The sequence below is a fragment of the Corynebacterium sp. HMSC06C06 genome, from assembly GCF_001807295.1.
Classification (GTDB): Bacteria; Actinomycetota; Actinomycetes; order Mycobacteriales; family Mycobacteriaceae; genus Corynebacterium; species Corynebacterium striatum.
Map to the genome: position 1 here is coordinate 1 of NZ_KV788513.1, position 3,334 is coordinate 3,334.

2 protein-coding genes and 1 pseudogene are annotated in these 3,334 nt (G+C 50.5%); all 3 read left to right on the forward strand.

Going from position 1 to position 3,334, the window contains the following annotated elements; translation table 11 throughout:
• On the forward strand, nt 1-266 hold a 266-nt coding region (locus HMPREF3153_RS12900), incomplete at its 5' end, for a hypothetical protein (RefSeq protein WP_210385573.1).
• A 183-nt stretch (nt 267-449) separates the two neighbouring features.
• Nucleotides 450-1,724, forward strand: a complete 1,275-nt coding sequence (locus HMPREF3153_RS10140; RefSeq protein ID WP_049062755.1) for an MFS transporter — start codon at nt 450-452, stop codon at nt 1,722-1,724.
• Between the two features lie 208 nt (nt 1,725-1,932).
• Nucleotides 1,933-3,158 (forward strand): annotated as a pseudogene (locus HMPREF3153_RS10150) (IS3 family transposase).
• Nucleotides 3,159-3,334: the final 176 nt, after the last annotated feature.

The window sequence follows — 3,334 nt, forward strand, 5'->3', positions numbered from 1 at the left end:
CTACTCAAACGGAACAAAACCTGGGGCACTTCAAGTCCCTTATCAAAACCATCGCAAACTCAGACGTACGGTGGATAGACGTATCTCCCTCGAACATTCTCATCAACAACAAACTAGAGATTAAAGCCATAGATTTCGAAATCATTAGTGATGAACGAGGGACCACCTATTATGGTCTCCATCCAGTTCTTAAAGAGCAAGCGCCTACCCCAAGAGAATTAGTAAGCTTATTGCGGGGAAGTCTAGAGGCACTGATCCGAGATTAATGGCATAGTACCTGGAGCACATCATGTTCACATTACTGCATCAATAAATCCCTTTTGACACACCGCAAGTTGCGGCGGGTCAAGAATTCGACCCGTGAGAATTGCCCATTTCGGAAATCCGATGCTGGGTTCATGCTGCGTGCATGAGCTTTCAGTCGCGGTTGTCAAGCATTGAGAGACACGATGCAGGATTATAAGACTTCTGATCAAAAATTTTGGACCACCGTACGCAAGAATCATCCTGACTATCTACGTTGGTTCTTCGCCGATACAGCAAGCGCCTTGGGGGCATCCCTCGTGGCCATCCCTATCTCACTTGCGAGCTACCACCTCACTGGAAGCCTAAGTCAAGCGGGAGTGATTGGAGCCGCAAGTTCGGCCGGCTCGATGATCATGACGATCCCGGCCGGCATGATCATTGATCGTTTCAACAAAAAGAAGTTACTTCTCTTCTACGGGCTGAGCCAAATTGCTATTTGGTCAACCTTTTCGCTGCTACTTTACTTGAGCAAATTCACTTTCATACTTTTGTTCTTTTTTAGCCTGTTTGCAGGAATGATTACAGGCGCGTTCGGAGGCCTAACCAACGCCATTTTGAGATTCATCATTCCCGAGAATTTGCTTGTTCAAGCGCAAGGCCGTAACCAAACTCGAGACAACATTATCTGGATGGTCGGACTACCTTTAGGAGGCTTTCTCTACGGTCTAGCCCCGGTTATTCCCTTTGTTGTACAAACTTTGTCTGGGTTGGGTCCGCTTTATGCTTCAAGAACTTTCAGTATGGACTTGGGGAAGTCAAACAGCGAGCAACGGTATTCGTTTAAAGAGTTCTGGTCTGATAGCAAATATTCTTTGGCTTGGATTTGGAAATATCCGATGCTTCGAACAATTTTCAGCATCGATATCTTCTCCAACTTCGCCAACTTTTTCCTCATCGCGTCTATTGACCTATGGCTGGCATACCTCAAAGTTGATGGTTGGATAATCGGCCTCACCTCAACCATGTTTACTATTGGAATGATTGTTGGAGGACTTCTTCAAGACCGCCTCATCAAGCAATTGCCAGGAAGAAACATCATCCGAGCAACAATGCTTTGGGAACTACTGTGGTATCTGTTGCTTCTCGTATTTTCCCAGTATTGGGCACTCATCGCAGTCGCAGCATTTTTCATCGTAGTTCCATCCATTGCGTGCAACTCATACTCCGGAGGACTACTTGCGTTATCAGCACCTCCCGAAAAAATAGGAAAATGCTCGGCAGGAGCGCGTCTGATGATGGGATTGCTACCAATCATCGCTTCCGCCAGCGCGGGTACATTTCTCGCCGCAATTGGTTTTCAGGCAAGCATGGCGCTATGTGCTCTGTGCTCGGTTATCTCCTGTTTGATAGCGACAAGTTCAGTCCTGCGCACACTACCTAAATCATCCGAGTTCAATTTACTCCCCGTATGCGAGTAAGTCCCAAGGTCATCTACCAAAGACTGAAATACAGATGGGCCTGACCCCCGGAAAGTAGACACGTCGGGGGTTAGGCCCGATTGTTTAGCAACGCCAGCAGATCTATACCTCCTGGATGAGCCAACCAATCACCTGACTAGGGACTTTATAGACAGCTTTTGAAGCGTCCTGGGTTTAGTTCCTACCTCAGCTAAGGAAGGATTGAACTATGCCTAGAAAGTATTCCGTCGAGTTCAAAGAGAAGGCGGTCCATCAGATCATCGAAATGGTCCGCCTGGAGTCCTGCTCACTGCAACGCGCCTACACGGAGGTCGGTAAGCTGCTTGGAGTATCTCACCACACATTGCGGGCTTGGTACCGTGACAGCGCTTCAGTACGTGATGACTCCGACGCGTCAGGCGGCGAAACAATGGAAGAAGAGATCAAGCGTCTGCGCCGCGAAAACCGTGAGCTGAAGCGAGCAAACGGGATTCTTAAGACTGCTTCGGCTTTTTCGCAGCGGAACTCGACCGACCCACGACCAAATGATCTCCTACATCGACACGTATAAAGATCAGTTTGGGGCCCGGGCCCATCTGCCGAGTCCTTAAACAAGCAGATCGTGGATTCATTACTTCACGCGGCTACCGCAAAGCCACCACTCGTGTTCCCAGCGCAAGGGCCTTAAGCGATAGCCTGCTCATCCCAGAGATACAGCGTGTGCATGAGCAGAATTTCTCGGTCTACGGCATCCGCAAAATGTGGCACGCGATGAACCGTGAAGGCTTTCATATTGGTCGCGACAAGACCGCACGACTGATGAAACTCGCAGGCGTTTCTGGCCGCAGACGTGGGCGAACCCCAGTGACAACGGTAAGCCCGAAGGCACCGGATCATCGCCCGGACCTTGTGCGCCGAAACTTCCGTGCGCAGGCACCAGGCAGGCTTTGGGTTGCCGACATTACCTACGTTCGCACCCTGTCAGGATTCGCCTACACCGCGTTTGTCGTGGATGTCCACAGTCGAAAAATTGTTGGCGTTGCTACACGCTCGACGATGCGTACCGATGCGCTGCCCATGGAGGCTTTGGAGCATGCGTTAACGACTGCAGGACGAATCCATGGAAACCAGTTAATTCACCATAGCGATCGGGGCAGCCAGTACGTGTCACTGAAGTATTCCACCGCGCTAGCGGAATCCGGAATCCGCCCGAGTGTGGGAACAGTCGGCGATTCTTACGACAATGCACTAGCCGAAACAGTCAACGGGCTCTACAAAGCTGAACTCATTCACACCCAAGGCCCGTGGACCTCGGTCGGAGAAGTCGAACTGGCCACCTTGCGGTGGGTGCATTGGTGGAACACCAAGCGGCTTCATGAAGCTTTGGACTACGCTACCCCACAGGAAGTAGAAACCGAGTACTATCTCACCCAGCCCATCAACACAGGGCCGTAAAAGAAGCGGAACCAAACCCAGGACGCTTCACGTGGTGGAAGTATTTGCCGACGTCCACGCCAATGACGAAGTCATAGGCCATGGGTGTGTGCCTCCTAGCGATGAATGAGAAGTTGGACTATTTATGATTCATCGCTGGGGTTGGTTGAAGTGCCCCAGGTTTTGTTCCGTTTGAG